This window comes from Thermocoleostomius sinensis A174 (assembly GCF_026802175.1).
GTDB lineage: Bacteria > Cyanobacteriota > Cyanobacteriia > Elainellales > Elainellaceae > Thermocoleostomius > Thermocoleostomius sinensis.
The window spans coordinates 4,825,910-4,849,660 of the sequence record NZ_CP113797.1; the positions used below are offsets into that span (position 1 = coordinate 4,825,910).

At 49.3% G+C, this 23,751-nt stretch carries 23 protein-coding genes; 10 read left to right on the plus strand and 13 right to left on the minus strand.

Annotated elements, in window-relative coordinates:
• Window positions 1–117 precede the first annotated feature (117 nt).
• The 3 genes from OXH18_RS20785 to OXH18_RS20795 form a co-directional block, all read right to left on the minus strand.
• Window positions 118–573 carry a nitrate reductase associated protein gene (locus OXH18_RS20785; RefSeq protein WP_268609374.1) on the minus strand — a complete coding sequence of 152 codons (456 nt, stop codon included), beginning with the start codon at window positions 571–573 and terminating at the stop codon, window positions 118–120.
• Window positions 574–849: 276 nt separating this feature from the next.
• Complete coding sequence (locus tag OXH18_RS20790; RefSeq protein ID WP_268609375.1) at window positions 850–1,692, minus strand: LPS biosynthesis glycosyltransferase; 843 nt, start codon at window positions 1,690–1,692, stop codon at window positions 850–852.
• Between the two features lie 96 nt (window positions 1,693–1,788).
• Window positions 1,789–3,279, minus strand: coding sequence for a DEAD/DEAH box helicase family protein (locus OXH18_RS20795; RefSeq protein ID WP_268609376.1), 1,491 nt, complete (start codon window positions 3,277–3,279; stop codon window positions 1,789–1,791).
• A 219-nt stretch (window positions 3,280–3,498) separates the two neighbouring features.
• Here OXH18_RS20795 and OXH18_RS20800 point away from each other — a divergent pair, with 219 nt between their 5' ends.
• The 3 genes from OXH18_RS20800 (at window position 3,499) to atpC (ending at window position 6,426) form a co-directional block, all read left to right on the plus strand.
• Window positions 3,499–4,080 carry a hypothetical protein gene (locus OXH18_RS20800; protein WP_268609377.1) on the plus strand — a complete coding sequence of 194 codons (582 nt, stop codon included), beginning with the start codon at window positions 3,499–3,501 and terminating at the stop codon, window positions 4,078–4,080.
• Window positions 4,081–4,414: 334 nt separating this feature from the next.
• Window positions 4,415–5,872, plus strand: a complete 1,458-nt coding sequence (atpD, locus tag OXH18_RS20805) for a F0F1 ATP synthase subunit beta (RefSeq protein ID WP_268609378.1) — start codon at window positions 4,415–4,417, stop codon at window positions 5,870–5,872.
• A gap of 143 nt (window positions 5,873–6,015) precedes the next feature.
• Entirely contained in the window at window positions 6,016–6,426 is a 411-nt protein-coding gene (atpC, locus tag OXH18_RS20810; RefSeq protein ID WP_268609379.1) for an ATP synthase F1 subunit epsilon, read from the plus strand.
• Between the two features lie 211 nt (window positions 6,427–6,637).
• On the opposite strand, the gene OXH18_RS20815 is transcribed toward atpC, so the two are convergent.
• Window positions 6,638–7,900: a hypothetical protein gene (locus OXH18_RS20815; RefSeq protein WP_268609380.1), complete on the minus strand. Its 1,263-nt coding sequence runs from the start codon at window positions 7,898–7,900 to the stop codon at window positions 6,638–6,640.
• Window positions 7,901–8,366: 466 nt separating this feature from the next.
• On the opposite strand from OXH18_RS20815, the gene OXH18_RS20820 reads away from it, so the two are divergent.
• Window positions 8,367–8,654: a hypothetical protein gene (locus tag OXH18_RS20820; RefSeq protein ID WP_268609381.1), complete on the plus strand. Its 288-nt coding sequence runs from the start codon at window positions 8,367–8,369 to the stop codon at window positions 8,652–8,654.
• A gap of 161 nt (window positions 8,655–8,815) precedes the next feature.
• On the opposite strand, the gene OXH18_RS20825 is transcribed toward OXH18_RS20820, so the two are convergent.
• Together OXH18_RS20825 and OXH18_RS20830 are read right to left on the minus strand one after the other, a co-directional pair.
• Window positions 8,816–9,709, minus strand: coding sequence for an ankyrin repeat domain-containing protein (locus tag OXH18_RS20825; RefSeq protein WP_268609382.1), 894 nt, complete (start codon window positions 9,707–9,709; stop codon window positions 8,816–8,818).
• Between the two features lie 136 nt (window positions 9,710–9,845).
• The gene (locus tag OXH18_RS20830) at window positions 9,846–10,838 is read right to left on the minus strand and encodes a metal ABC transporter substrate-binding protein (protein ID WP_268609383.1); all 993 of its coding nucleotides are present in this window, start codon (window positions 10,836–10,838) and stop codon (window positions 9,846–9,848) included.
• A 296-nt stretch (window positions 10,839–11,134) separates the two neighbouring features.
• On the opposite strand from OXH18_RS20830, the gene OXH18_RS20835 reads away from it, so the two are divergent.
• Window positions 11,135–11,893, plus strand: a complete 759-nt coding sequence (locus tag OXH18_RS20835) for a metal ABC transporter ATP-binding protein (RefSeq protein ID WP_268609384.1) — start codon at window positions 11,135–11,137, stop codon at window positions 11,891–11,893.
• A gap of 9 nt (window positions 11,894–11,902) precedes the next feature.
• On the plus strand, window positions 11,903–12,757 hold the full coding sequence (locus OXH18_RS20840) for a metal ABC transporter permease (RefSeq protein ID WP_268609385.1): 855 nt from the start codon (window positions 11,903–11,905) through the stop codon (window positions 12,755–12,757).
• A 194-nt stretch (window positions 12,758–12,951) separates the two neighbouring features.
• Here the strand turns inward: OXH18_RS20840 and malQ are convergent, their stop codons facing one another.
• A complete protein-coding gene (gene malQ, locus OXH18_RS20845; protein WP_268609386.1) occupies window positions 12,952–14,508 on the minus strand; it encodes a 4-alpha-glucanotransferase in 1,557 nt (518 codons plus the stop codon).
• Between the two features lie 438 nt (window positions 14,509–14,946).
• Here malQ and OXH18_RS20850 point away from each other — a divergent pair, with 438 nt between their 5' ends.
• The 4 genes from OXH18_RS20850 (at window position 14,947) to OXH18_RS20865 (ending at window position 18,666) form a co-directional block, all read left to right on the plus strand.
• Window positions 14,947–16,860 (plus strand): transketolase C-terminal domain-containing protein, encoded by a 1,914-nt coding sequence (locus OXH18_RS20850; RefSeq protein WP_268609387.1) that lies wholly within the window; start codon window positions 14,947–14,949, stop codon window positions 16,858–16,860.
• A gap of 316 nt (window positions 16,861–17,176) precedes the next feature.
• The gene (locus OXH18_RS20855; RefSeq protein ID WP_268609388.1) at window positions 17,177–17,761 is read left to right on the plus strand and encodes a hypothetical protein; all 585 of its coding nucleotides are present in this window, start codon (window positions 17,177–17,179) and stop codon (window positions 17,759–17,761) included.
• 12 nt (window positions 17,762–17,773) lie between these two features.
• Entirely contained in the window at window positions 17,774–18,205 is a 432-nt protein-coding gene (locus OXH18_RS20860; protein WP_268609389.1) for a hypothetical protein, read from the plus strand.
• A gap of 11 nt (window positions 18,206–18,216) precedes the next feature.
• Window positions 18,217–18,666: an HNH endonuclease gene (locus OXH18_RS20865; protein WP_268609390.1), complete on the plus strand. Its 450-nt coding sequence runs from the start codon at window positions 18,217–18,219 to the stop codon at window positions 18,664–18,666.
• Between the two features lie 32 nt (window positions 18,667–18,698).
• Here OXH18_RS20865 and OXH18_RS20870 read toward each other — a convergent pair whose 3' ends face one another.
• The 6 genes from OXH18_RS20870 to OXH18_RS20895 form a co-directional block, all read right to left on the minus strand.
• Window positions 18,699–19,901 (minus strand): sensor histidine kinase, encoded by a 1,203-nt coding sequence (locus tag OXH18_RS20870; RefSeq protein ID WP_268609391.1) that lies wholly within the window; start codon window positions 19,899–19,901, stop codon window positions 18,699–18,701.
• Between the two features lie 98 nt (window positions 19,902–19,999).
• Window positions 20,000–20,539, minus strand: coding sequence for a DUF456 domain-containing protein (locus OXH18_RS20875; RefSeq protein ID WP_268609392.1), 540 nt, complete (start codon window positions 20,537–20,539; stop codon window positions 20,000–20,002).
• Between the two features lie 49 nt (window positions 20,540–20,588).
• Entirely contained in the window at window positions 20,589–21,440 is an 852-nt protein-coding gene (locus OXH18_RS20880; protein ID WP_268609393.1) for a M48 family metallopeptidase, read from the minus strand.
• 103 nt (window positions 21,441–21,543) lie between these two features.
• The gene (locus OXH18_RS20885; protein WP_315874613.1) at window positions 21,544–22,071 is read right to left on the minus strand and encodes a GAF domain-containing protein; all 528 of its coding nucleotides are present in this window, start codon (window positions 22,069–22,071) and stop codon (window positions 21,544–21,546) included.
• A 104-nt stretch (window positions 22,072–22,175) separates the two neighbouring features.
• A complete protein-coding gene (locus OXH18_RS20890; protein ID WP_268609395.1) occupies window positions 22,176–22,745 on the minus strand; it encodes a DUF2141 domain-containing protein in 570 nt (189 codons plus the stop codon).
• Between the two features lie 400 nt (window positions 22,746–23,145).
• Complete coding sequence (locus OXH18_RS20895) at window positions 23,146–23,688, minus strand: hypothetical protein (protein ID WP_268609396.1); 543 nt, start codon at window positions 23,686–23,688, stop codon at window positions 23,146–23,148.
• Window positions 23,689–23,751: the final 63 nt, after the last annotated feature.

Consider the following 23,751-nt stretch of genomic DNA (forward strand, 5'->3'; position numbering starts at 1 on the left):
GCTAGAGATAAAAGATTGAAACCAGCGTCGAGTCAGTTTTGTTTGATTGTAGAGCGGATAAGAAAGAACCGATCTAGATATCTGAATTAAGGAAAACCCGATCGCTTGCATAGCTGGTTATTCCATCAACTGAAATTCCTTCAGGGCGGGAACAAAGTTTTTATTTTCGTGCTGCGATCGACTCAACTTGATCAGGGCAAACCGTTGAAGCGGTGTCAGTGCAGCCCATTGTTCCGGTGTAATGACTGTTTCATATCTCTGAGCTTGAGTTTGTACACTCTCTGGAACGGTTGTAGCATCAAGCCAAGCTGGATGAGCCTCGATTGACAAATCAGACGGGGTTTCACCCGTGTGTGCTTGAACTAACTGATGTAGCTGCGATCGATACGTCTCAATCTCGGATTGGGTGTTGCAAGGAGCCGTTGCAAGTGCTTGCCGTTCCGCAGCGGTGAAGTGGTTCCAGTGATGCAGTTTCAGCTTAACGCCGCATGTATCCAGGTTGAATCGCACCTGCATGGGAATACAGCGCAAAGAATCAACAAAGTCAGATTCAAATTGAAAGAAGTGGGCCATTAGAGTCAAATTGCCAGGAGACAAAACAGGTCAGAGGCTGATTGACTGGTCACTCTTTGCTCCTTCATCCCCCACTCCCTGCTCCCACGTGAGCAGGGGAGTTGGAGTGGAAGTCGGGTTCTCAAACCTCTCTCTCGTTCTGGGAGAGGGGTTTGGGATGAGGGCAATTGCGTTTTGCCAGTCAACCAAGGTTAGAGTTCTAGAGTTTAAATATCTAGATCCGGGTCTTGTTTCATCTTTCTAGCACTTGCAGCGATCGATCGGGCAGTTTGATCACTAAAGTTGAGCCGATAGCTGTCTACGAATTGTAAAGCTCAGCAAGCGGAGGGGCGCTTTAGAATGGCGCAATAGTTTCAATCGCAGAAATCTGCCGCTGAGTAGTCGCCCCAATCCGTGCAGGCGGGCTTGGAAACGGGAAATAAAATACGTAGTGTAGGAGGTGTTGTTGCCTTCTATGGCATAAAGCGGCATGAACGCTAATTTGCCATACAGCACATCAGCCCGATGCGCCGTGCTCAGTCCATGTTGACGATGTTCTGGATTGGGCCGCCCGCCATGTTCGCCGTAGTTGCGAAAGGGAATGTAGTTTTTGAAGCCCCGATCGCGCAGAAATCGATCGAGGGTGGAATCCCAAGTGGAGTAGGATTGCCCGAATTTGCGCTCAATGTCTGCCACTAATTCCAATAAGCAGGCGGCGCTTTGCGGTGTGATGATGTAGGCCACCATCGAGGTGGAAAATCCTTCCGCATAGCCTTCGCTGGAGATGCTGTAGAGTTGTGGTGCACAAAGATAGAGCCACGCGATGCCCATATTAGGCTGTTGTGTAGTGAAAGGTAGCGGCAATTGTCCCAGATGCTGCACGGGTACAAAGTCTGCTTCTACAATCAATGTGGGCTTAGTCGCTCGACTGGCCCGTTGCCACGCTCGGCTGTGATTCAGCAAACAGCGGTAACTGGGAGACATGTCTTCACCAGTGGATTGAAGTTCCTGCCGCAAAACCTCACAGGGCAGTCCAGTTTGCCGCAGTGCTGCTTCTAGCCGCTCGGTGGATTCTTGATAGGCAATCACGAAAACATGGCCGATCGCGCCTGCTAGGGAAGTGTGCGGAGGAAGAGGCATGACAAGGGAATAGAGTGCAGAAAGTATCCCGCAGTCTAGGCAATGTTCAGGGCAATGTCATGCGAATTTTTACCGATTTGTCGCAAGCTCTGTCATTCACAGGTCATCCTCAGACAGTGGTTTACCCCAAGTAGGGGCCGCTTCAGCCGCGCGTTGCGTGTTGCGACTGGGCCGATCGTAGGGCGATGGCACCAGTTCCAGTTGTCCAGAGAGCGCTGATGAGGGGGACTGGCGGCGGCGACGGGAAACCCCTTCCTCGGTGGTTTCTTCGGCAACGACTTCATACAAACGCGCAAATTTCTGGGATTTGCCCTTGCGCAATACACGTCCCAACCGCTGAATGTATTCCCGCGCTGATCCCGTTCCCGACAATAAGATGGCCACACTAGCCTCCGGTACATCTACACCTTCGTTGAGTACATGGGAGGCAACCAGGGTTTTGTACGTGCCGTCTCGAAAGTGTTGCAGAATTTCGTGGCGTTCTTTGACCGGGGTTTGATGAGTAATTGCCGGGATCAGAAATTCCTGAGAAATGCGATAGACCGTGGCGTTATCGTTAGTAAAGATTAGAGTTTGTTCTGGATAATGTTCCGCCAACAGGTCAGACAAGATGCGCAGCTTGCCTTCTGTGCCAAGGGCGATCGATCGGGCTTCTCGATGGGCCAACATGGCGCGGCGTCCGGCTTGCGATTGGGCACTGGCCTGCACAAACCGTTGCCAACCCTGAAGGCTGCCCAGCCAAATATTGTTTTTTTGCAAAAACTCATCCCGAGTCGCAATCAGTGTATTGTAGCGATCGCGCTCCGGCTGCGAAAGCGGCACTTTGATCTGCACAATTTCGTGATGAGCTAGGGCTTTACCCGCTAGTTCTTCGGCGGTGCGATGATACACCACTCGACCCAATAGCCTATCTAGATCAGCATGTTTGCCGTCCGAGCGGTCAGGGGTGGCGGTCAAACCCAGGCGATAGGGCGCAATGGCATATTCGGCAATGACGCGATTGAAATCGGTTGGTAAATGATGACATTCGTCACAAATCAAGAAAGCATAGCGATTGCCCAAAGACTCGGCGTGAATGGCCGCGCTGTCATAGGTGGCTACTAAAATTGAGGTGCGATCGCGAGAACCGCCACCCAACAGCCCAATTTCTGCTTCAGGAAAAGCAGAAAGGAGTTGCGCATACCACTGGTGCATCAAATCTAGCGTGGGCACCGTAATCAAGGTACTGCACGAAACAGCTTGCATAGCCAGTTGCGCTAGATAGGTTTTTCCCGATGCCGTAGGCAACACCACCACACCACGACGGTTTGACTGATTCCAGGCATCTAAGGCTTCTTGCTGATGCGGGTAGGGTTGGCGATCGACCTTCGAGTCCAGCAGCACGGTGGGAAAATCCTGTGCTTCATCTTTAAAGGCAGTAGACTCTGCTTGCAGCGCAGCAATTAAATCGGGATACTGAATGGCGGGCACGCGAAATCTTTCTACCCGATCGTCCCAGGTGGCATAGTCAATCCAGGTTTTACCACGCGGCGGCGGATGCAAAATTAACGTGCCGCGATCGAACTTGAGGGTAGGAATACGACCCATCAATCTTCCATCAATCCTAATGTGTACTCATTTCCATGTCCTGATTTCTACTCACACCATAAAACAGTCAGCGACATTTGGCTGCTTTCTTTCACTGTGCTTGTTTAACGCAGATTGGTTGACGCAATTTGCCCAAATCTTCGCTCTAATGCTCTAATAAGGTTTCAGATAGCGTTTCAGCTAGAAATTAGAGACACAGGATAAAAAGGATAATCTATTGTGGTGCGCATCGATCGGTTTTGGGGGGTTGTGGGAATTAGTCTATCAATGGCAATAGCGAGTCGATCGCTAGAAGCCTTTGCTCAGCCAGCTGAGGTGTTTTTGCCACATCTTCAGCACATCCAAGAGAAAATGCCTCCGCACCAGGTGATGCGCTTGCCCAGAGAGATTTTGCTGAGCGGTTCCGGCGATTTGCATCCCCGCGATCTGATTGTCAAAATTTTTTCTAGCCAGTCACCACCCCGCTTAACGATCGGCTTGTTCACGTGTGAAAGCGGACCGTTTCCCTGTTTAGTAGGAACGTTGGCAGCGGAAGCAGCTACCTCGGCGACGGCTCAGCGAGAGTTAGCACGTCATCAAGCCATGCACTTGCCAATCACCCTAGCTAAGGATGTGCGCGGTTATTTGCAGGAAGGCCCCAACCTTCAACCCCTATCGGATTTTTCCTCGGTAATGTGGGAGCAAGACGGCACAATTTACACGGTGCGGTTTCTGGCAACGGAGCGGCAGAATATTCTCTTCATGGCCCGATCGATGGCCATTCAACCGCCGATCATGTCGTTGCAAATTGCATCCCCATAGTAAAGGTGGGATAGGTCGGCTGATGTGAGTATTTATCTCGCACCATTAGATCTTGCAGCATTAGATCTTGCAGCATTGCTGTGAGAGCCAAATGCAGAATGACAGAACTTGACGCCTCAACCACAGAACTCGATCGCCTCCTCCCAAACCTTATCTCCTCCCATATCCATTTCCGACTGCCGCTTCCCCATTCCCAACGCCCGACTCTCCCCAGAGATATTTCCTCAACATTTCTTAAGCGACATCTTCAGTGATAAGCTGATGGATGGCAGTTTACAAATATTTAGGCTGTTTTTGAGTCGTTAAAAAAGCTGATCACACGATAGGCGCAAGCATGGTCACTACAGCAGAAACAACCAACGTCGGTTTTATTACTCAGGTTATTGGTCCCGTTGTAGACGTGAAGTTCCCCTCAGGAAAAATGCCACGTATCTACAACGCTCTCCGTATTCGGGGTACAAACCCCGCCGGACAAGAAGTGGCTGTCACCTGCGAAGTGCAGCAGCTTCTAGGCGATGACCAAGTTCGCTCCGTTGCCATGAGTTCCACAGACGGACTCGTGCGAGGCATGGAAGCTGCCGATACTGGCGCTCCTATCAGCGTTCCTGTGGGCACCGCTACCCTCGGTCGTATTTTCAACGTTCTAGGTGAACCCGTAGATAACAAAGGTCCCGTCAGCATGGACGAGACGCTGCCAATCCACCGTCCAGCCCCTAAGTTGACAGATCTAGAAGTAAAGCCCTCGGTATTTGAAACCGGCATCAAGGTGATTGACCTGCTAACTCCCTATCGTCGCGGCGGCAAGATTGGCCTATTCGGTGGTGCTGGAGTCGGCAAAACCGTCATCATGATGGAGCTAATTAACAACATTGCAACGCAACACGGTGGTGTGTCGGTGTTTGGTGGTGTAGGCGAACGCACCCGGGAAGGAAATGACCTTTACAACGAAATGATTGAGTCTGGCGTAATTGATAAAGATACGCCCTCTAACTCAAAAATTGCCCTAGTGTACGGTCAGATGAACGAGCCGCCCGGAGCCAGAATGCGAGTGGGTTTGTCAGCCCTGACGATGGCAGAGTATTTCCGCGATGTTAACAAGCAGGACGTGTTGCTGTTCATTGACAACATCTTCCGGTTTGTGCAAGCGGGTTCCGAGGTATCAGCGCTGCTGGGACGGATGCCTTCTGCTGTAGGCTATCAGCCTACCCTGGGTACTGATGTAGGCGATCTACAAGAGCGAATCACTTCTACCAAAGAGGGATCGATCACGTCGATCCAAGCGGTCTATGTGCCTGCGGACGACTTGACTGACCCGGCTCCAGCTACCACGTTTGCGCACCTAGACGGAACCACCGTACTAGCACGAGGCTTGGCGGCGAAGGGCATTTATCCAGCCGTAGATCCACTGGATTCGGCTTCCACCATGCTGCAAGCCAGTATTGTGGGGGATGATCACTACGATACGGCTCGATCGGTTCAGTCTACGCTTCAGCGCTACAAAGAGCTTCAGGACATTATTGCTATTCTGGGTCTAGATGAATTGTCTGAAGAAGACCGTCTAACGGTGGCACGTGCTCGTAAGATTGAGAAGTTTTTGTCTCAGCCGTTCTTTGTCGCAGAGGTATTCACTGGTTCTCCTGGTAAGTACGTGAAGCTAGAAGATACAATCAAGGGCTTCAAAATGATTCTGTCGGGTGAATTGGATGAACTGCCCGAGCAAGCCTTCTACATGGTGGGCACGATCGATGAAGCCATTGCTAAGGGTGAGAAGCTCAAAGCAGAAGCCAAGTAAGAGAGTGGGGACTGGACATCGGGGATTAGGGATTGGCAAGATTGGTCAGTGGGAAAGATGAACAAACAACGCTGACTCTGATCCCCAACCCCGAACTCCCAACCCCGAACCCTGAACCCCTAATTGATACTGAAGAATAAACTATGCCACTAACTGTACGTGTTATTTCGCCAGACAAAACCGTTTGGGATTCTGCGGCCGAGGAAGTGATTCTCCCTAGCACCACTGGACAACTCGGTATTTTGTCAGGGCACGCTCCGCTCTTAACTGCGCTAGATATTGGCGTTATGCGAGTTCGGGCTAGCAAAGATTGGCAAGCGATCGCCCTCATGGGTGGATTTGCCGAGGTTGAAAATGACGAAGTGATCATTTTGGTGAACGGGGCTGAACGCGGAGAAGGCATCGATCGCGAGGCGGCTCGTACGGCTTACTCGGAGGCAGAAACCCGTCTGAATCAGGCCCGCTCTAGTGGCAATCGTCAAGAGCAAATTCAAGCAGAAAAGGCAATGCGCCGGGCCCGGGCCCGTTTTCAAGCGGCTGGCGGTATGGTGTAGAAAGAACTAGAGGCTAAACCACTTTTTTCTGTATTCAATTCTTCGGACAGTTTGTGTGGAACCGCTGTCTCCCTTTAGCCCTTACTCTCAATCCCTCTCCCAAGTTGAGAGAGGGATGTTGATCTGGCTTCCCGTCGCCCTGTTGGGGAGCAGGGGCTGGGGTATGCAGGAGGGCGGTTTGGGATACAAGTGTCCGAACTATTGTTTATCCCTACCTTAGGATATGCCAGGGGATAGTTGGCTCTGTGGCAAGATGCTCAGCGACAGCCGCCGCCCCTGCTTGATTAATGTGACTGGGGTCAGCAAAGTATTGGTTTTGAATTAGGGTTGGATGCTGCACTAAATCGACGAATTGAAATTGCTCCTGCTGAGCTAGCTGTTGCATATGTTGTCGAAAGCGCTGCTCATACTGTCTTCGAGGGGCGTCCATATAAGCGGCAGTGAGCGGCAAATTGACAATCACTAACGGAATGTTGAGGGCTTGGGCAGATCGCGCTACAGCGATCGTCGCTTGCGTTTGTTCCCCTCCTAAACCAAAGGGCACATAATCCCCGTCAAACGTACCTGGCACTTTGGGAAACTGTTGATAGTAAGTAGCTGGATCAAATTGCTCAACAATTGCCTGAAATCCATACATATTCAGCACAGATGAGATTTCTTGAGTCGATCCTGCCAACAGGGAATCGGCAATTGCTGAATTAATGGAAGCCGTCAAAATCGGTGACTCGTCATAGAAGGCTCGATCGGGAATAGGGCGGTGTCCAGTTTGCAAGCGTTGATAGCCTGGAGACGCTACGATTTCGCGGTAGGTCAGGTCAACTCGTCCGTCATTAAAGGCTCGCAGCCCATCTCCCCAAATGATAAGTTTTGGCAACTGCTCCGGCGTCAAAATCTCACGCACCACCACATCCACTACTTGGGCAGTAGCGCCATTAACACCAAAATTAAACACTCTTACATTGTCATAGCCTTGAGCAGCTAAGCTTTGCTGAAGCACACTCGGATCAATTCCTTGCAGCGATCGAGAACTTCCTACAATCAAGACATCTGGTGGGCCGTAGATTCTAAGATAGCGAGCGTAAATTTGCAGTTCTTCATCGAGCCGCTGGCTATTGAATGAAGGAAAATTATAGGGCGGCAGCAGTAAATCAGGGAGAAGCAGGGGAGGGAGCGGCAACAAGACACTGGAAAGCAACGGATCACGAATGGCAGGAGCGCTGGTTTCTGGCAGAAGCTCTAAGAATGGCAATGATTCTTCAGTCGCCGATTCAGCAGACGCTTCAAGACTGGTTTTGCGGCTTGCTTCCACCGCATTTGCCTTTAATGGAATGGCTACATCCGGGACCGCATTTACTATGTCAATATCTACTATGTCAATGGTGCGATTGCCGATTGCAAATGCAGCGGCGCTGAGTAGTGGCCCGATCGTAAACAGCCCCAACAACCACGGATATCGTTTTGCTACCTTTATCACTCTGATTCTCTGAGATGATCGAGTGGGCTTGTGCATGGTTATAAGCAACCTAACTTTAGGACACGAACCAGAGTTCAGTACAAGTCTACGAGCCAGGCGGATAGAACCTTTAGAACCTTACGTTTCACAACGAGACTAGATAGGGCAACCAGATCCTCAGCCGTAATCTTAAGCTAACTTCAAGAACAATATTAGAGGCTTTACGTAATCTTTCTAACTATGCATCAAGTTTTGTAAAAAGTAGCAGGTTTGCGTTGGTATTTACCAAGCCTTAACCTAGATGAGCTAGTCAACCGTTGAAGAAAGTTTAAATTCCAAAGAAATTCTTAAAATACTTGAAAACGACGATGACCTGGAGGTTTGAGTGGTAATTTTTTCGGTTCTTTTGGGAGTTTCCTCCTTTTTCTAGGTGCTGCAACTAATTTAGGCGGGTAGCCTAGAAAGTATCTACCTATTCCCCAAGTCTATGGATGCTAGCCACGACCCGTTTAAGCGAGCGAATTACCTGATCCGGAAAGCTCACTATACCCATTGGCACCGAACCCAGAGTAAGCAGCAGATTTTACGATCGCAACTGGGCTTCAACGAAATTGCCTCAGCGCGTCCCAAAGCCTGCGCTGGCTGCGAAAATTATCATGGGGTGGCCTACGGCTATAGCCGCATTACACGCACAATATTGATTTGCGGCTTTCATCCCTATGGTTGGAGCGATGACACACCTTGTCCAGATTGGAAAGGATCAGGAACACGGTGAACACAACTACTTGAACACAACTACTAAAGTGCTGAAGAATCCCGAATAAACGCAGATCTAGCATGACTGAGTTGATCGCGAAACTTTCATCCACTGTGTCTTGTGTCTATAGATTTTATTGATATCAAGTGATATTAATTGATTAAGTAGGTGCTTACGGCTTACAATCTGGCTCCTGCCCGTTGCAACAGTCTCACTATTTCGGTGTTGCCGCGTTCTTGGGCCAAGGATAGAGGCGATCGACCTTGGACGGAGGTTTGAGCAGAAGCCCCATAGTTGAGCAACAAGCGCACCATTTCGGTATTTCCGGCTTCCACCGCTTTGTAGAGGGGCGTCATTCCAGCATTGGCTTGGTTAGGTGAAGCACCGCCTGCGAGTAACAAGCGCACCATTTCGGTATTTCCGGCTTCCACCGCTTTGTAGAGGGGCGGGACAGTTCCGCGAAGATTGGGCGAGGCTCCACCTGCGAGCAGCAGCCGCACCATTTCGGTGTTGCCGGCTTCTACAGCTTTGTAGAGGGGAGCAACCCCATTCGTCGGATAGCGATCGGGAGAGGCCCCGGCTTCTACTAAAACCCTCACCATTTCAGTATTGCCAGCTTCCACAGCCCGTCCCAAGGCCGTCAATCCTTCCCCAGTTGCAACATCTACATTCGCTCCTCGATCGACCAACAGCCGCACCATTTGAATATCTCCCCGTTCAGCCGCACGTGTGAGGGGATAGCCAGACCATCGATCGCCCGCATCCACATTTGCGCCACTGTTGAGGGCAGCTTCTACCCTAGAGAGATCTCCAGCAGACACAGCCTCTAACAGACGGCGAGTGGCACTGTCGCTACGAGTTTGAGCCAAGCGTAAATCAGCAGATTCAGCAGATTCAGCGTTCACTTGGAACGACGAGGATTGGGAAGACAAAGAGGAGTTAACCGATGCATTCACGGTTGCAGAATGAAGCATCGGTGAAGGCGGCAGTTGACGGCATCCAATTGAGAGCCAGGCGGTTGACAGGGATAGTCCAACCACAGCGAGTCTAAAGAAATTGCTTGCTATTGCCATAGTGAAGGGGGGATGAGGTGAGCACATCAGAGGTGGCGCATCAAAATCGACGCCAGACCCATCAAAGCAACCCTGCTTAAACCATCATGCCTCAAACTATCCTGACTATGCTGCAACGCAGAGGTTCCCTGATGATTTAAGACTCGGGCGAGTCAAAGGGGGTGTAAGTTCCGCCCAGATTTTCCACGATCGTCCGGGTATTTGTCTCCATCATTTTGACGTAGCTATCCGCATTGCTGCCTGGTGCGCCAATGGAATCGGAATATAGTTCTTCTTCGGCCAACTGAACACCTGCTTCTTCAGCTACGGTGGAAATCAACTGAGGGTTAATGGTGGTTTCGGCAAAGATGGCTGGCACTTGCAAATTGCGCAGGCGATCGACCAACTGTTGAATGGTTTGAGCGCTTGGTTGCTCTTCAGTGCTGATGCCGATTAGGGTTCCTGGCACGGTTAGCCCATAGGCACGGGCATAGTATTGAAAGGCATCATGCGTTGTCACCAGTTGGCGTTGGTTGGGGGGAATGGTGGCAGTCTGCTGTTGAATCCAGGTATGCAATTGTTCGAGTTCGGCAATGAGGCGATCGGCGTTTTGGTCAAATTCGGCTTGCTGAGCCGGGGAAAGCTCAATCAAACTATCGCGAATCGCTCCTACCATGACAATTGCATTCTCGGCACTGCCCCACACATGCGGGTCGGGAACCGTCTGTCCCTCTTGTTCCAGTTGCAAAGGAGTGACCACTTCACCCACTGCCACTTTCACAGCATTGGTTCCAGCCGCATTCATCAAGCGAATTAGCCCAGGTTCCAAGTTGTAGCCGTTATAGAAAATTAAATCAGCTTCTTCAAACGTGCGGCTATCGCGAGGCGTCGGTTCATATACATGTGGGTCATCGCCAGGATTAAGGATACCTGTCAAGTTAATTTGCTCGCCGCCAATTTGCTCGGCCCAATCGCTCAAGATGGTGCTGGTAGCCACAACATTGGGCTGCTCATTCACAGACGCCGTCTCAGGAGCATCACAGCCCCCCACTCCTAGCCCGATAATACCGATCGCAACAACGCATAAACCTGAACGAAGGTAAGCTAGGGCACACGAAAATTTAAATGGAGCACGCAAGGTCTTCATCATTTCTCTTACTTTTAGATGCTACAACTCTGACTTTTGGCAACTACCGATCGCGGGTGGCATACCTTACGATCTTTTCATATTCATTTCATAATCTGCCATAATAGCTTTCATAATCCTTTCATTTTTTGCCTGAGCAGCGGCGAGAGTTATCGAGCATTGGACTGCCTTTGACTGCTGCAACGTGTCGTTTCTGAGTTAGCGTTATTGCTTTGTGTTGATCTGGTTCATTAAGGAGCATCGTTACTATGAATCCGTTGGCTTCCCTCAAACAACCAACTGCTGCGATTAGACGTTCTATGGACTATTCCACAACGGCTGCCACTCGTACTTTGATGGCTAGCCACCTCAGCGTCAACTATCGTTCGGTACAGGCGTTGCGCAACGTCAGCTTTACCGTTCAGCCCGGCAACGTGGTGGGAATCTTTGGCCCCAACGGAGCCGGAAAAAGTACCTTAATTCGAGCCATGCTAGGGTTGATTCCGTCTACCACTGGCACCACTATCTACCAAGGACAACCGCTAACGCAGCAGCTAGATCGAATTGCCTATGTCCCGCAGCGATCGCAAATTGACTGGTCGTTTCCGGCTACCGTTTGGGATGTGGTGTTGATGGGGCGGGTGCGCAAGGCGGGCTATTTGCATCGGTTTTCGGCGACGAGTCGGCGTAAAGCGGCTGACGCATTGGAGCGGGTAGGTCTGACAGACTATCGCGATCGCCCCATTGGGCAGTTATCTGGTGGGCAGCAACAGCGGGTGTTTTTGGCACGATCGTTGGCTCAGGAGGCCGATTTGCTCTTTTTTGATGAACCCTTTGTTGGCGTGGATCAAAAAACTGAAGATATCCTGTTCCACATCTTTCATGAACTGGCACACCAAGGCAAAACCGTGATGGTGGTTAATCACGACTTGGGCGAATCAATTCAGCAGTTTGATCAGCTTCTGTTGCTCAATCGCGAGTTAATTGCCAGCGGTAACCGTCAACAGGTACTGACGGTAGACAACATGACCCGTGCCTATGGAGGACATGTCAGCTTCTTTATGGGAGAGGCAGCCTAGGAGTAGGGTATGGAGTTACTGATTGAGCCGTTGCAATATGGTTTTATGCAACGATCGCTGCTGATTGCCGTGATTGTGGGGATGATTTGCTCGGTGATTGGCAGTTATCTACTGGTGCGACGATTGGCGCTGCTGGGCGATGCAATTAGCCATTCGTTGCTGCCGGGTTTGGCAATCGCCTTTATTTTGGGCGTCAATATTTATCTGGGTGCGTTTGTAGCAGGAGTGATCAGCGCCGTGCTGATTGGCTGGATTCATACCCGATCGCCCATTAAGGAAGATGCTGCCATGGGCATTGTGTTTTCGGCTTTCTTCTCGCTAGGCATCATTCTGATTACGATTGTTCAAAAAACCAACAAAATCGACTTAAATCATTTCCTGTTTGGCAATATTTTAGGCGTCACGCTGACGGAAGTGCGTGATACAGCTATCATCGCCGTCTTAGTATTGGCAGCCGTCGCTTTGTTCTATAAGGAATTGCTGTTCTTTTGTTTCGATCCACTGGGAGCACAGGCGGCTGGCTTACCCGTGAGTTGGTTTAATGCTGGGCTAATGATTTTAGTAGCGCTGACGGTAGTAGCTAGCATGAAAGCGGTCGGTGTGATTTTGGTTCTGGCATTGCTGATCACTCCTGCGGCGGCGGCCTACCTGTTGGTTCCGCGTTTGCATCAAGTTATGCTGCTGGGAGCGGGTATTGGCGTGGTTTCCAGCATCAGTGGGATGTATTTCAGCTACTATACCAATGTGCCATCGGGTCCGGCGATCGTCATGGTAGTCTCGGGATTGTTTTTTCTAGCGCTGCTACTTAGCCCCAACTACGGTTTATTAATGCGCACTCGTCCAAATGCGAAAAGCCAGCCATAGTCCTCTTTAAGCTTCGATAAAACCGAATGGTTCAAATTCCTACTGTTGATTGAGTAGCACCCCCTTCGGACACAATCGCCAAGGGCAATCAGGTTTAGAGAACGCCCTGCGACGCTCTCAAACTATACAAGCCCTTAAACAGTATCTAATTCAAACTATCCTGCTAGACAAGGTCAGCTTATTCTGGCGCTGCTTCAGTCCGATTCTGGCTCTGCCTCAGACCGAGGGCGCGATCGACCAAATACCTGGGTAATGTGCTTCAACCGACCACACGTTTCGTCATTCAACGCTTCCGATCGGTAACGCCAACCCCAGTTTCCTTCCAACCGCCCCGGAAAATTCATGCGAGCATTACTTCCCAAACCTAAAATATCTTGCAGCGGAATAATAGCTAAATTGGCAATCGACCCAAACGCTAGGCGAATCATATCCCAATGAATGCCATCGGAACTAATGCAACCCAGATAATCTAGTAGCCGATCGCGTTCGTGATCGGGCAGGGTTTCGTACCAAGCTACCGTGGTGTTGTTATCGTGGGTTCCCGTGTAAACTACGCAATTGCGCTTGTCATAGTTAAAGGGCAGGTAAGGGTTGCGAGCATCACCACCAAACGCAAAGTGCAACACTTTCATGCCAGGAAATTCAAAGTGATCGCGCAGAGCTTCTACTTCAGGAGTCACTGTCCCCAAATCTTCAGCTAAGATGGGCAGCGACCCCAACTTTTGCTTCAAGACTTCAAAGAACTGTTTACCGGGTGCTTTAATCCAACTGCCGTTTACTGCATTGGTTTCACCTTGAGGAATTGCCCAAAACGATTCAAAACCAATAAAGTGATCGATACGAATCAAGTCTACATAATCCAGCATGGCTTCAAACCGCTGAATCCACCACTGAAAATCTGACTGTTGCAAATAGTCCCAGTTGTAAACTGGATTGCCCCACAATTGCCCAGTTTCGCTAAAGTAATCGGGTGGCGTGCCAGCCATCAGGGCAGGTTCGCCTGTTTCCGAATCTAAGCAGAAATTATCAGGATTTGCCCACACATCCGCACTGTCATGTGCCACATAAATAGGAATATCCCCAATGATTTGAATTCCCTTAGAGTTAGCGTAGTGTTTTAGGTCACTCCACTGTCGGAAGAACTCAAACTGCAAGAACTCTTCAAAGAAAATTTCCTCGGCTAGTTCCGATCGAAATTGTTGCAAAGTTGCTTTATCGCGCTTCGCTAACCCCGGTTCCCAAGTATGCCAACTTTGTCCATTAAATTTCCGCTTCAGTGCCATAAACAGTGCATAATCTTCCAGCCAATCTGCTTTCTCTTGCTGAAATTGCTGAAAGGCATCGCGTCGTTCTGCGCTGGCGCTGGTGGCAAAATTACGGCAAGCCTGTTGCAATAGAGGAAACTTAGTAGCTGCTACTCGATCAAAATCAACGTGATCGAGGGGAAAGTCTGGAATGTGAGCTAAATCCGCGTCGCTGAGCAATCCCTCTCCGTGCAAGAGATCAAGGCTAATCAACAGTGGATTGCCGGCCATTGCCGAATAACTCATATAGGGTGAGTTACCAAAGCTAGTTGGCCCTAGGGGCAAAATTTGCCACAGATGTTGATCGCTGTCTGCCAGGAAATCAATGAATCGATAGGCTTCCGATCGCAGATCGCCAATACCAAAGCGGCCCGGAAACGACGTCGGATGCAGCAATATACCACTAACTCGCTGAGAAAAAACTGAGGGATGAGAAGAAGCGTTCATGGAATCACAAAGAGGCAAAATTGCCATGAATTTATCAAGTTTTCCAGCCCTTTACCTCCTATCGCAGGGCAGATTTTAGAATTGGCTCGAAATCGGCGTTCTCAGACGAACAATAAGTGAGTTGCCCCACAGTTTGGTTGGAGAGGAGGTTTCTTAGGACTGGTTGATTTTATACGCTACTTTACAGGCTACAGAGCAAAACGGCGATCGAGGCGATCGAGGCGATCAATATATTCAAGTATTTGCCTCCTGATTCCCCCATTCCTTATCCTGCTTCGTCCCTCATGCCGTTAGCAACACACCCGTGGGGGCCGCTGTGCGTGTACCATGAAATGAATATTTGCACTGTTCGTTTGAGATAATTTCTCGATCGCAGAAATTATCGCTGCTGTATCAGCCGCATAAACTGTTAGCCACCTCGTTTAGGAAAATTCAGTCATGACCATTGCGACCGCTACGTTTCCGATCGATCTGGGTGCTTACAAACCGCTAACCCTAGATCCCAGTCAGTCTACCTTGACGGATGAGCAACGGGAAACTCTGAAAGCCAATATTCAACTCTGCCGCGATGCGATCGTATTTTTCACGGCCACTGGAGCCGCACGGGGCGTTGGTGGACATACAGGCGGCCCCTATGACACAGTTCCAGAGGTCATGATTCTAGATGCTTTCTTCCGGGGACAGCCAGATCAGTTCGTGCCAATTTTCTTTGATGAAGCTGGACATCGAGTTGCGACCCAATATCTCATGTCGGTGTTGCGCGGACATATGCCTGCTGAACAACTAATGCGCTACCGAGAAGCGGATTCCAAACTACCGGGGCACCCGGAATTAAAATTAACGCCCGGTGTTGAGTTTAGTTCTGGTCGGTTGGGGCATATGTGGCCCTATGTGAATGGTGTGGCGTTAGCGCATCCTGGTAAGGCGGTATTTTGCCTCGGTTCCGATGGGTCACAGCAGGAAGGTAACGATGCAGAAGCAGCCCGCTTGGCCGTGGCGCAACACCTGAATGTCAAGCTGTTGATCGATGATAATGATGTGACGATCGCCGGCCATCCGTCTAAATATCTCCCTGGGTTCAGCGTTCGGCAAACCCTGGAAGGACACGGACTGAAAGTGCTAGAAGGCGATGGCGAAGATTTAGACGGACTCTATGCCCGCATCTGTGAAGCCATCAATACGCCCGGACCAGTTGCGGTGATCAATAAGCGCCCGATGTGCCCTGGCATCGAAGGGTTGGAAGGTTCGAACCACGGACATGACGTAATTTCCGTGAAGCTGGCGTTGCAATACCTGGAAAAGCGCGGTCACACCGCAGCGGTAGATTACTTTAACCAGATAGAGAAGCCAAAAAATACCTACACGTTTTTGGGCATTGGTGAAAAGTGGGACTCTAATCGCAATGTGTTCGGCGATGCTGTCAACAGCGTATTAGATAAGATGAGCGAAGCCGATCGCAAAGCCAAGGTGATGGTAATCGATAGTGACTTGGAGGGGTCTTGTGGTCTGAAAAAAATTCATGATGCTCACCCGGAAGTGTTCATTCCTTCGGGCATTATGGAACGGGGTAACCTGTCAGCCGCGGCCGGATTTGGCATGGAAGAGGGTAAACAGGGGATTTTTGCTACCTTTGCCGCTTTCTTGGAAATGTGCATTTCCGAAATCACCATGGCGCGGCTCAACTACTCCAATCTGCTCTGTCACTTTTCCCACTCTGGCATTGACGATATGGCAGACAATACCTGCCACTTTGGTTTAAACAATTTCTTTGCCGATAATGGCTTAGATGATGGCTATGACACCAAGCTCTATTTCCCTGCCGATGCCAACCAGATGAAGGCTTGTGTGGAAGCAGTTTTCTTTGATCCGGGTCTGCGATTCATCTTCTCGACTCGCTCCAAAACACCGATCGTCTTAGACAGCGATGGCAATGAGCTTTTTGGTGGCGACTACAAATTTGTGCCGGGCAAAGATGAAGTGATTCGTGAAGGCACGGCTGGTTATATCGTCAGCTTTGGCGATGCTTTGTATCGCGCCCTCGATGCGGTAGAGCGCTTGAAGCAAGACGGTCTGGATGTGGGGCTAATCAACAAGCCAACGCTGAATGTTGTCGATGAAGACATGATGGCAAAACTGGGCAATGCACCGTTTGTGCTGACAGTTGAATGCTTCAACCGCAAAACTGGATTGGGCAGTCGTTTTGGCTCGTGGCTGCTAGAGCGCGGCTATGCGCCCAAGTTTGCTTATCTGGGCACTCATGAAGAAGGCTGTGGCGGCTTGTGGGAGCAATATCCACATCAGGGACTTGATCCTGTCGGTATCATGAATAAAGTGAAACAATTGGTTGGTTAGTTCAATATAAATTCAGATTTTCACAGCTCATGGGGAATCGGTGATGGGGAATTGTGGCGAAATATGCCTTCCCACCGATAATCCATGGGCTTATTGTTTAGGTTCTGTCGCGGACATAGTTCAATTGACTTCAGATTTGATGAAGAAAGTATAGAAATTCTACTCTTTGCCGGTAGGCTGGGAAAAATGAGCGTAGATTAAAAAATGATGCCGTCCCATAGAGGGTGATCAGGGCGATCGTTTTGCTGGATCTGCTTGGGATGTCGGGTTTGTGGTTGGATTTGTACTGAGGGAAGGCGACTGAAGGATAATAGCAATGACACCCAAGGATGAACTCCGAAATACTTTAAAAGAAGAATTTCGCATTAACAAAAATATTAGTGAATCTCTTAACAAAGCAGAGTGTGAACGGCTGCTGGCTCTTCTGCATCGTGAAGCGAGTGTGGCAAAGCTGGTGCAGTCTTTTGCAGATAAAAATGCTGAATTAGGTCGTAATAACGCCAACATTGGTAGGGAACGTGGGCGAGCAGAACGTAAACATGCCGAGCTACAGCAAGAATATGAACGGTTAGAACAATCAATCGCGTCGATCGAAGCAGCTAAGACAGAGCTTGAAACTAAAAAGAGAATGTTGGAAGAGGAGAACCACAAACTAGAAACCAAAATCCAAGATTTATCCTCTAAAAATCAGTTTCTAGGTTCTCAAGTGCAAACCTTGACCACTCGCAATGATGAACTGATGGTGGCCAATACCCAGTTGAAGCAAGACAACAAAAATCTGAAGAATATTGTTGATCAAATTAGGCTCCAGTTAGCCAGAGATACAAAAATGCTGCTGGAGCATGAAGATAACGAAATTCGTAAAGCGTTGATCCGATTATTTAGATGGACTTTAGGCTAAGGAACTCGGCCAATGGCACGTCAGAAACGTACTTTCAATGGCATGAGTTATGCGCAAGTACAACGCGCTAACTCAGAAAATCGCCGTAAACTGGAAAAAGATGAACAGCAATGGCTAAAGACCAATGGTTATAAGAACGTTGGCTGGAATCATGTCATTCAACTTTACGAAAAGATTGAGGAGTTTTTAGAGGCATCTCCGCTCAAAGACATGAGCCTCGAGGAATTATTTTTAGAGGCCGATCGCATTGGCAATAAATATCTTGAACCAGAAGACATCACAAACTTTAACCAACAGCTAGCGAAAGAAGTTTCTGAGATTGGCGAACTGATTGATCGCCAATTCCCCGATACGACGATCGAAGTGATTGACTTTAGCCAACCAACAGCCAAGAAATCCCCAAAAAAACGTAATCAAAAAACCTATCGCACCGCAAAACTTTAGTGAGGCATATCGTGGAGCTTGAGAATAAAAATCTTGAGGAATTGTTTCAACTCGCAGACGAAACGGGCAAAAAGCGATACCATAAGCTGACTCGCCAAGACTTTGAAGATTATAAGAAATTTGACCATTGGCGATACATCAATGGTGATAGCGAGTGTGGAACGACTCAGGAAAGCAAGGACTGGGCCAAAGAGCATTCAGATTTGTATTGCCCAATTTGTGGAGACAAATTCTCTGAATGTGGTGGCAGAACTATTGACCATAAACTCCCTCGATCGCAGTATCCGTGGCTATCGATGGACTTCAAAAACTTTTGGGTGATTTGTCGAGCTTGCAATCAGGAGAAAGGTGAAATGCATTGGTTCGAGTATGAACACTATATGTTCATTCATCACCCTAATCTTCTTCCAGCAGTACAGGCAGCGCGTCCAATTCAATTATTGAAATCTTTAGAGAAGTAACGACGACAGCTTAAGGATTGCAAAAACCTTGCTTAGTTTAAATTCACGATGGCGGAAAGGTCAATTGGTAGGGTGACGGTGAAGGTACTACCCTGTCCAGGTTGAGACTGGACTTCAATCTGCCCTTGCATCAGTGCTACCAATCGTGAGGTGATCGCCAGCCCCAATCCCGTTCCATCTGCTGTTTGTGACTGTGCTGCTTCGGTACGAATGTAGGGTTCAAAGATGGTGGTTTGCTCTTCCAGAGGAATCCCGATGCCATCATCACCAATAGAAATAGACCATTGATTTGGCGACACCGTTTGACATGTTAAGCGAACTGTACCGGCATTACTATAACGAATTGCATTGCCAAGAAGGTTAGTAAGAATTTGTTGAAGCCTTAGAGAATCCGTGAAGATATAATCTGGCGAACGATCGCAATCCACAATTAATGTTAGGTTTTTGGAGCGTGCCAATGGTTCTATCATATCTACCGTCAGTTGGATCAACTCGCGCACGTTGGTTTCAGCAAGCTGTAACTTCATCGTTCCAGTACCACAACGAGACATTTCTAGGGTGTCATTAATTAACCGCAACAGCAGACGACCGCTCATCAAAACCCGTTCAATGCTTTCCAGATTGGGCGATCGCACTTGCAGATCGGACTGTTGACGTTGTTGGCGCAGAAACAAGTCGGCATAGCCAATGATAGAAGTTAGGGGGGTTTTCAATTCGTGAGCGAGTTGAGAAAGGTTATCTTTGCTGGCTCGTACTAACCGAGTTAGCTCTTGATTCGTCAAGCGTAGTTGACTTTGCAGTTGTTCAAGTTCCTGAATGCGACCCTGAGTATAGCTTTCAAAACAGCGGGCGATCGCCTCATCAATCACGGTGTCAATAAGCCGAACCGCTCGCAGCATTTCTGTTGGGGTCGCCTTCAATAACTCATCCTCTAACACCGAAAAAATAACAAACCGCAATAAGCGATATTCTTCAGCAATTTCGGATGGCTCGAATCCTTGCTCGGCTCGAATCTGTCCATGCTTGAGGCTAGCTTGCACCAAGGTTTGCAAATCACTGGTTTCCCGATCGGACAATACGGTTGAGAGGGCCGTCAGAACACTCGGCAAACTATCGCGAATGGACTTGAAGGTTAATTCCCGCGTAGACTCGATACGATGATCCTGACAAACCGCTTCAATCCAGCGATCGACAATAGTTTCGCTTCGTTGGGTCAGGGTTTGGCTAAAATCCATGCTGTTAGAAAGTAAAGATCGATCCGAGTCTTGGTATCAAGATAGTGTGTTAATCATTACATGTAAACCTTACAAAAGATAGAGATATTTCAGGAACATCACAAAAGAGGAACCAGCGGATAGGTTAGATACACAAACAGGATTACGGCCAGCACGGCTAACATACCGTCGATGAGATTGCCGATGAAGGAACCAACAATCGTGCCAATACTGGCTTTCAGTGCAGCATTGATTCTCGATTCATCCGGCTGTTGTTGCCTAAATAGCCATTCTCCGACAAAGGCTCCAAGGAATGGGCCGATAAAGATACCAATAATGGGCCCTCCAATCGGCAAGGCCGGCAATAGCCCAACCACTCCCAGAATCAACCCTACGATTGCACCGATTTGCCCCCAGCGACTAGCCCCAAACCGACGTGCTCCCCAGGCGGTGGCAAAAAACTCGACGGCGGCACTCAACACCAACAGGGCAAACACAATCATGATCGACCACGTTACCCCAGCAAATTGTGTAACGGCAGACCAGATGACGATCGCTGCCAAAATTAAGCTGGCTCCTGGCATTCCTGGAATCAGTTCCCCGATCGCCCCCACCACCATCACAGCTACTAAGATCCAATACAGCGTGGTTAAATCCATCCTTCACCTCAGCCTATGTTCTAAGCGATACACCATCAGCCGGCAATGATTAGGGCAAGCGGGGCTGAACTTCTTGTGCAAACTCCAACTCACCTTCGCGCAATTCTGGCGGAACGCCATTGGGATAAGTTTCTGCAATTAATGCCTCGAGCCGTTCAACTCGGTTGCGAGGATTGGGATGAGTACTCAAAAACTCAGGTGGTCGCCCGCCTTGTTGAGCCGAGTTGAGGATTTGCATCAGTTCTACGATGCCTATGGGCGTGTACTCAGCTTCGGTCATAAACTGAAACCCCAACCGATCGCTTTCCAGTTCGTCGGCGCGTCCATAGCGCAAATTGACCAACTGGTTGACAGCTTGTGCAAGGATAGAGGCTTGCTGGCTACTATTCGGATCATCGCTGGCGGCAATAACAATCGCATTTACCAACGCCCGCCCAAGCTGCTGTCGGGCCAAATGCTCGGAGCCGTGCCGCGCCACCACATGCCCCACCTCATGCCCTAACACTCCCGCTAATTGAGCTTCGGTTGTTAAACGACTAAGCAGCGCGACTGTGATAAAAATCTGGCCACCGGGTAGAGCAAAGGCATTGATTGTTTGTGGATCGTTTAGTACATGAAACTCAAACGGATAGGGTGATTCGCTCGCGATCGAGTCTTGCACCACTATCTGTCCCACCCGATCGATGTAGTCTTGCACTGTTTCGTCTGGATAAAGCCCGCCAAACTGCGCTGCCATTTCAGCACGAGCTTGTTGTCCCAGCACAATTTCTTGCTCTGGCGTCAGTTGCACCCGTTGCCGCTCGCCTGTTACTGGGTTTTCAGAGACATTAGTGGCGTAGTTAAACAAGCCGATGACGACAAAAATCAGCGCCAGAACGAAACGGATCAGCAATCTAGCCATTAGAGCACAGCCAACCTTTACAGCAATTTACGTCGAAAGTACTATGTCCGCTGACCTTCGGCATCAGCCCAGCGAGAGAGGAGTACTATAAAATGGCTAACGATTAATTTGGGCTGGTTGTGCGCACATAATGGACAACGATCGGCGCTAATTTGTCGGTAAGCTGTTCGATAATCGCCCGATCGAACTCACTCCAAACTCGCGGCTGCCCAAACATGCAAGGTTGCAAAATACCCCAAAGCTGCTGTTCATGACAAATGTGAGCGTGAATCAGCGCCCGATGGCCAAAGTATTTTCGTTCAAACTCTAGATTCAAAACTTCGGGAGCAGCCGTTTCTACGTCTTCTACATAAATCGAAGGGGCTGTTCGCAGGGCCGCCGCAAACATCGGATCTTCTTGTTCCCATTCTTGTTCCGGTTGCCAACCTTCGGTACTAGTATCCGGTAGGTCAGGCGATCGTCGCCAACAGATATTTCGATGCAAGCGCGTCTGCGGATTTCGCACCTCTAGAAAACAACGATCGGTTTGCAAGACTTCACACACCGCAGGCAGCAGTGCCACGAAAATTGCTTCTGGGTTGGAGTGAGCAAAAGATTGTTCCAGAACAGGAGGTAGTGTCATTGAAGACATGCGTTAATAGTCAAAAACAACAACAATCAGACAGGCATCAGACAGGCGAGGGAATGGATGAGAACCTATCAGAATCTTGGCAATCGAGCATGGTGATGCATTAGTTACGGATATCGCATTCGGATCTGAATTGTGCGGTTGGGTTCCTCCACAGCAAACACGGCATCGTCAAACTTGGCTGGACCAAAATTGGCAGGTGCATCGTTGGAGAACCCATATCCTTCGGCTGGAATGCCAAATAAAGTTCGATTCAGTCGTTCATCGCGGTTGCGATCGTGGTAGATGGCAACGGCATAATTTCCCACAGCAAGGTTTTCAAAAGTGTAGCGGAACAGGGGTGCAGTATTTTCAGAAGCAGCGTCGATCGCGAGTTCATCAGCCTCAGTTGGCTCAATGGGCTGGTCAATCGCGACACAGGTGCGTTCTAGAGCACTGTCATCGTCATTGGGAAAGCCGTCACCACTAGAAAACAACTTTAAGCAAACATTCCCCTCTTGATTCCTCAAGTTGGCTACTTCAACCGTCAGCGTTGTTGTCGATTGAGCTTCAGTGGGTTGAGCTTCAATTTCTTGAGTTTCGACTTGGGCGATCGCTTGATTTGCCCCGTACAGGCTTCCCATTCCCACCAGCAGAAACAAGCCGAGGGTGAATTGCCACATAAACTGTCTGTTCATGGTCTTTTCTATCACTTGACGTCAAATGCATTGCCATCAAACATATCAGGGCGTTGTTGAATGCAAGTCGGAGTTGCCCTTATCCCCAACCCTTCTCCTTCCAGGAGAAGAGAGCCAGAGCACGAGTTCTCTCGCCTGATGGGGGCGGACTAGGGTGAGGGGGATCGGTCAGATTCATAGCTCGATGCAGCCAGGCCCATATCAGAGACAGGGTAACGCATTCTGGACTAGTCATGGGTGGGTGCGTCAAAACAAGGCTAATTGTCAAGCGTTGCTAATTGGATGGATCTCGTCAGGTGGTTGTGCGAAACGCCCTGACAATTGGGAACAAGGTGGGCCAATCATGCCTGAATTCAGCAACATCCAAGCAGTTAAATTTAATCAAGTCATTCAAGCGGGGTTATAAAAATCCTTGCACCCCGATTTGAACCACGCCAATCGCTACCTGCACCACAACCCAGCCCAATGTACAGATGCTAATTGCCTTGCCTCGTTTGAGGCTGCATCCGCTTTGCAACGCCACGATCGCGGCAATAAGGCTCCATACGGCTAATCCAAGCTCGATTGGTCGTCCTAACAGCGGCACCACCGTAAAAATATTGAACACTTGCGGAGCATAGGTAAAGCCAATCGGATTTAGTAAACGCTTGTAGCGGGGAATTGATGCTTGCAGCCACACACCAAACTGCCAAATGGTGAATGTCCAGATATAATATCCGGCAACAATACTGGCTGCATTGATTAAAAAGGCCAGCAGTTGTAACCCCAACGACGTGTTGTAGGTCAGCAAAATCATGCTACTGCCAACAGTATGGGACAGAGCCGCCACACCAACCACAATCTGCGCCGATCGCAGGGTTCTCCTGGCTCTAGTGGTTTTTGTATAGAAATCCGTGTCTAGCGTTAGGGCACGCCACCAAGCTTGACCAAGTCGGCAAGGCAAAAATCATTCTCCAACGGGACGACTATTTCCAGTATTATCCGATACTAAGAACTGAATAACGTG